6 protein-coding genes are annotated in these 5,892 nt (G+C 65.1%); 4 read left to right on the top strand and 2 right to left on the bottom strand.

The features are described 5' to 3' along the window. Positions 1-39: 39 nt before the first annotated feature. Together A5740_RS03380 and A5740_RS03375 are read right to left on the bottom strand one after the other, a co-directional pair. A complete protein-coding gene (locus A5740_RS03380) occupies positions 40-1,227 on the bottom strand; it encodes an acyl-CoA dehydrogenase family protein (RefSeq protein ID WP_076191497.1) in 1,188 nt (395 codons plus the stop codon). Further along, complete coding sequence (locus tag A5740_RS03375; RefSeq protein ID WP_175616149.1) at positions 1,220-2,419, bottom strand: acyl-CoA dehydrogenase family protein; 1,200 nt, start codon at positions 2,417-2,419, stop codon at positions 1,220-1,222. The genes A5740_RS03380 and A5740_RS03375 overlap by 8 nt, the downstream gene beginning before the upstream one ends. A 186-nt stretch (positions 2,420-2,605) precedes the next feature. On the opposite strand from A5740_RS03375, the gene A5740_RS03370 reads away from it, so the two are divergent. From A5740_RS03370 to A5740_RS03355, 4 genes are all read left to right on the top strand, one after another. Then, on the top strand, positions 2,606-3,481 hold the full coding sequence (locus A5740_RS03370) for an SDR family oxidoreductase (protein WP_076191495.1): 876 nt from the start codon (positions 2,606-2,608) through the stop codon (positions 3,479-3,481). A gap of 66 nt (positions 3,482-3,547) precedes the next feature. Beyond that, positions 3,548-4,591, top strand: coding sequence for an NADP-dependent oxidoreductase (locus A5740_RS03365; RefSeq protein ID WP_076191494.1), 1,044 nt, complete (start codon positions 3,548-3,550; stop codon positions 4,589-4,591). Further along, the gene (locus tag A5740_RS03360) at positions 4,588-5,124 is read left to right on the top strand and encodes a flavin reductase family protein (protein WP_076191492.1); all 537 of its coding nucleotides are present in this window, start codon (positions 4,588-4,590) and stop codon (positions 5,122-5,124) included. Before A5740_RS03365 ends, A5740_RS03360 begins: the two co-directional genes overlap by 4 nt. Positions 5,125-5,327: 203 nt before the next feature. After that, complete coding sequence (locus A5740_RS03355) at positions 5,328-5,687, top strand: DoxX family protein (RefSeq protein WP_076191490.1); 360 nt, start codon at positions 5,328-5,330, stop codon at positions 5,685-5,687. The last annotated feature ends 205 nt before the right edge of the window (positions 5,688-5,892 follow it).

The following is a 5,892-nucleotide window of genomic DNA, read 5'->3' as shown; positions in this document are numbered from 1 at the left end:
GGGCGGTGATGGCTCCCCTCCCCGCGGCCTTCGACGGACTCAGCCGGTCGCCACCGGAACCTCGTAATCGCTTGTGATTCCGTCGAGTACGAGCTCGGCAATTCGCGACCGATGTTCTTCGGCGCTGCCCAGCAGCGCGGCGTCGGTGAAAGCACGCTTGAAGTACAGGTGCGTCTGGTGCTCCCAGGTGAAGCCGATGCCGCCGTGAACTTGGACGGCATCGGTGGCGATGCGGGTGAAGGCAGCCGAGCAGGTGGCCTGTGCGATCGAGGCGACCAGCGCTGGGTCGTCGCTGTCATCCTGCAGCGCCCAAGCCGCGTAGTAGGCCGCCGAGCGGGCATGTTCCTGTTCGACCAGCATGTCGGCGATGCGGTGCTTGACGGCCTGGAAGGAACCGATCGGCCGGCCGAACTGCAATCGTTCCTTGGCATAGGAGACGCTCAGATCGAGTAGGTGCTGAGCCGCGCCCACCTGCTCCGCCGCCAACAACGCTGAGCCGACATGCAATGCGTGCTGACAGATCTCGGGTGTGTGTTCAGGGCCGGTGAGCAGGCGAGCGGGGGCGTCGGTGAATTCGACTGTGGCCTGAGTCCTGGTCAGATCCATCGTCGACAGCGCGGTCCGTTGTACCCCCGGACCCGTGGCGTCCACGACGAACAACGCGACCCCGTCCGGGCCGGTCGCGGTGACAAGCAGGGTGTCCGCTGTGTCAGCGTCGATGACGCGCTCGATGGCCCCGGAAAGGGTCCAGGTGTCGTCAGAGCCGGTGGCTCGCACAGTGACATTGTCCGGGGTGAAGCGACCCGACTGTTCGGGCACGGCGAAGCCGGCGGTCCGCGTGCCTGCCACGAGAGGAGCCAGAGTCTCGGTCCGTACGGCTGTGTCCGGCGCCGCGACGAGCGCTGGGATCGACAACGCAAGGGTGCCGAAGACAGGTCCACAGAACAATGCGGCACCCAATTCCTCGACCACGATGGCAGCGTCGACCAGCCCACCGCCCGAACCGTCGAGTTCCTCCGGCACACCGAGGCCGAGTACGCCGAGCTCGGAACCGAGTCGTGTCCAAGCCTTCTGATCAAAGGCGGGTTTGGACTCCATCAGTTGGCGCACGGTTGCCTCGTCGGAGTTTTCGGAGCAGAAACCGCGGATCGCCGTGCGGAGCTCTTTCTGTTCTGGGGTGAACGCGAATTGCTCGTTCGTGTTGGGGTTTTGATCAGTGTCAGCCACGGGGCACCTCACGCCAGGGTCGTCCGGAGTCGGCGCGAAGATCACCGGGCAGCCCCAGGATCCGTTCGCCGAGGATGTTGCGCAGTACCTCGGAGGTACCGCCTTCGATGGTGTTGGCGCGTGAGCGCAGAAAACGTTGTTGCACCGGCCCGCCGGCGTTGGCATCCGCGGCCGTGACCTCGCGCATCGCATAGTCGTCGTAGAGCGTGCCCTCCGGACCGAGCAGGTCCATGCAGAACTCGTAGATCTGCTGATTGAGTTCGGCACCGACGAGCTTGTCGATCGACCCCTCGGGTCCGGGACCGCTCACGGTCGCGGTCGCGCGGGCCCGTTCGGAGGTGAGCCGCTGTGCCTCTGCGCGGAGCCAGAGTTGGGCCAGCCGGTCGCGTCGCACGGGGCTGTGACGTTGCGGACGCTGTGCCCACAACGCCACCGCGTCGGCGATCGTGCCGTCACCGCGTCGAACCCCGGCCGCACCGATGGAGCTGCGCTCGTTCATCAGCGTCGTCATGGCGACGCCCCAGCCCGCGCCGACCGCACCGACCCGGTGCGCGTCGGGCACCCGAACGTCGCTGAGGTACACCTCGTTGAACTCCGCCTGGCCGGTCATCTGGCGAAGCGGGCGCACCTCGACTCCCGGATCGCGCATGTCGACGACGAAGTAGGTCAGGCCCTTGTGCTTGGGGACATCAGGATCGGTGCGGGCCAGCAGAATTCCCCAGTTGGCGCAATGCGCCAGCGTCGTCCACACCTTCTGTCCGTTGACCACCCAATCGTCGCCGTCCCGGACCGCCGAGGTGGCGAGCCCGGCCAGATCGGATCCGGCGCCCGGCTCGGAGAAGAGCTGGCACCAGATGTCCTCGGTGGTGGCGAGCGGACGCATCCACTGCCGTTTGAGTTCGTCTGTCTGGGCGTATTCGACCAGGGTCGGAGCGGCCATGCCGTAGCCGATGATGTTCAGGTCGTACGGCGACGGGGCGCCGGCCTGCTGGAAGATCGCGTCCGCGATCGCCTGGTAGCCGCGCGAGATGCCGAGACCGCCGAGGCCCTGGGGAAAATGTACCCACGACAGGCCGGCGTCGTAGCAGGCTCCGAGGAATTCCGTGATCGGCACGGATCGGGGATCGTGCTCTGAGACGACGCGGTTCGCGGCTTCGGCTACCCGCGCGGATTCAACATCAGCGCTCAACATCAACTCCAGTGATCAAGGCACTCCGGTCAGAGAGCCCACGTCGGGGCGTGTGGAAAATCAGGCCCTAGAACTAGATAGAACGATCTACTACGCTGACGGTAAGGCACGGCTGGATGCGGTGTCAATTTCGGACTCTCGGCGCCTTCGCGCACATCGACTGTCATCAACGGAGATTGGGAGCACATTATGGGTTGGCCCGCAGGGGAATCGGCGTTCGTGACGGGTGCCGCGTCAGGCATCGGGCTCGGTATCGCCCGCGCGCTGGTGGCGGCAGGGGCCAAGGTCGCACTCGCGGATATCGACGGCAAGCGGTTGGATGAGGTCGCCGGCGAGCTGGCCGAGGCCGGGGGAGTCGTTACCACCGTGGAACTTGATGTCAGCGACGCGGGCAAATGGGAGGTGGCCGCGAACCGGGCCGAGGAAGCGCTCGGTCCGATCTCGATCCTGTGCAACAACGCCGGCGTCAACGGTGGCGGCGCGATCGATGAGACACCGTTGGAAGTGTGGCGCTGGGTGCAGCAGATCAACGTTGACGCCCAGTTCATCGGAGTCTCGACATTTCTGCCGCGGTTCAAGGGCCGTGGCGGGCGCGCACACATCATGAACACCGCTTCGATGGCGGGCCTGGCGCCGATGGCCAATGTCGGCGCATATGTTTCGTCGAAGTTCGCCAGTGTGGGATTGTCCCTGGTGCTGCGGGAGGAGCTGCGCGACAGCGATGTCGGTGTTTCGCTGCTGTGCCCCGGCGTGGTGGCCACCCGGCTGGCCCTGACCGCCGAGGCGGGCCAGGCGAAACTGCTCGGCCGCGATCCGAATATGGCGGTCGCCGAGCGGAACCGGGCCTTACAGGCGCAAGGCGCCGATCCCGATCGTGTGGGTGAGCAGGTTGTCGCCGCTATCGGCGACAACCAGTTCTGGATCGTCACCCATGGTGATTGGGAGCCGCTCGTTGTCGGCTGGCACCGTGAGATCGAGAGCGTACTCAACGGATTCGACGGTCGGTACGGGCCGGACGTGACGGTGCAGATGATGCTCGGCGGAGTGAATCCGGTGGCGTCCTGAGGTGTATCGCTACGCGACCGGTGGAACGTGTACCGGCCAAAACCACGAAGAGAAAAGAAGTTTGACATGACGCGGATGAATCAGGGATGGGTGCTCAAGCAACGGCCCGAACGGGAAGTTCAGACCTCAGACCTTGAGCTCGTCGAAGTACCGGTCACGCCGCTGGGGGCCGGTCAGATCTTGGTGAAGAACATCTACCTGTCGATAGATCCGACCAACCGGGTATGGCTGAGCAGCCGGGATCAATACCTACCACCCGTCGGTGTCGGCGATGTCGTACGTGGGGTGACCATCGGCGTCGTCGAGGACAGTTCGTCGGAGCGTTTCTCACCCGGGGACACCGTGCTTCTCGGCCAGGGCGGCTGGCAGCGGTACTCGACGTATGACGCCTCGGCGGCCAGCCGGATCCGGCGACGGGAGAACATCCCGCTGACCGCTTCGCTGTCGGTCCTGGGTACCACCGGACTGACCGCCTACACCGGCTTTCTCGACATCTGCCGTCCCAATCCCGGTGAGACGCTCGTCGTTTCCGCGGCCGCGGGCGCGGTCGGATCGATCGTGGGCCAGATCGCGAAGATCAAGGGCTGCAGAGTGATCGGCATTGCCGGCGGCCCCGACAAGTGCAAATGGATCAGCGACGAACTGGGATTCGACGGCGCCATCGACTACAAGTCCGAGGATGTCGGAGAGGCGCTGGACCGGTTGTGCCCGGATGGCGTGGACATGGACTTCGAAAATGTCGGCGGGGCGATCATGGACGCCGTTTACTCCAGGATGAACGTCAATGGTCGGATGGCGGTATGCGGGCTGATCTCGGCGTACAACTCCGACGGGCCGATGGCCGGCCCGACGGACTTCGGTCGCGTCCTGATGAACCGGCTGACCATCCAGGGCTTCGTCATCCTTGATCACTTCTCCCGTGCCCGCGAAGCCTATGACGATCTGGCGGCCTGGGTTCAATCCGGGCGGTTGCACTGGAAGGACCACGTCATTGCGGGCTTGGATTCCGCGCCGGAGGCCATGAACCGGCTCTTCACCGGCGACCACGACGGAAAGCTCATGGTGCAGATCGCTGATGAACCTTCTTCTGTGAGCGGAGCCGACCGATGATCACCGTCGATTCCGTGACCGCCGATTCCAGCCTGCTGCGCCGGGCGTTCGGCTGCTTTCCATCCGGGGTCACCGCGGTGTGCGCGATGGTCGATGACGCGCCCGTCGGCATGGCCGCCAGCTCGTTCACTTCCGTGTCGATCGACCCGCCTTTGGTCTCGGTGTGCTTCCAGGCGTCGTCGACCACCTGGCAGCGGCTGCGCGAGCGGCCCCGACTGGGTATCAGCGTGCTGGCCCAAGGGCAAGACGACATCTGTATGCGCCTCGCCCAGTCGACCACCGACCGCTTCGCCGACGTCGCCTGGGACCAGACCGACGGCGGGGCCGTGTTCGTCCACGGCGCCACCGCGTGGCTGGAATGCTCGGTCTACGACGATGTTCCGGCGGGCGACCATGCCGTCGCGCTGCTGGAGATCCGGGGCCTGCAGTCCAATCCCCAGGCCGCTCCGCTGGTCTTCCACGGCAGCCGGTTCCGCCGGCTCGCGGGGATCGCGTTCGGCGGGGACGTGGCGGACTTCGTCGACCCGAAATAGCGTAAATCTCGAATGCGCCTTGGCGTGAAAACATCGCAGATGCAAGCGATCTGGCTGCCCTCGCAATATGTTGACATTTGAAGATGTCAGATGCTGAACTCGGAACAGGGTGCGAAAGTGGTTGAGGATGAGCAGTCTTCGGCTCGCCTGAACACCCCGCGATCCCGAGATGCAGTCACTGTGGAGTTCAGATGAGGGGCGATATGCAGGTTGCGATAGTGGTGGTTTCGATAGCGTTGGCAGTGCTTTTCGGCGTCGCGGGCTTCGTCAACATCCTCTACCTGGAGAAGGCCCGTCGCGAAAGCGAGCATTTGCAGATTTCGTCGCGGTTGAGTCGATTCGTCGGAGTGTGTCAGCTGACTGGTGCGATCGGATTGATCGCGGGCATGTTCTGGCCGGTGCTGGGTGCTGCTGCGGCGGTTGGGCTCATGTCGCTGATGGTCGGAGCTGTGGCCATTCATCGGCGCGTCGGCGATTCCGCCCGAGCGGCGCTGCCCGCGGTGGTGGTATGCGGCGTGGCCGGCTTTGTCGTCGCCGGCCAGCTCATTCTGCTGGTGGGCTGACGACAAGCCGGCGGGATACTCCATCTTTCCCGACCGCGTTGGGCGCAGGAATGGACGCGAAAAAATGCGGGCCGGCACCAAGTGCCGGCCCGCAGTTGTCTTTCCGCTACATCTCGCGGGCCGCTGCTGCGGCGACTGCGGCCGCGACTGCGGGGCCGACGCGGGGGTCCAGGGCGCTGGGCACGATGTGGTCGACGGCCAGGTC

The sequence above is a fragment of the Mycobacterium sp. GA-1841 genome (assembly GCF_001954135.1).
Lineage (GTDB): Bacteria > Actinomycetota > Actinomycetes > Mycobacteriales > Mycobacteriaceae > Mycobacterium.
The sequence above is the reverse complement of the archived record's forward strand: the minus strand, read 5'-3'. Positions and strand labels throughout refer to the sequence as shown.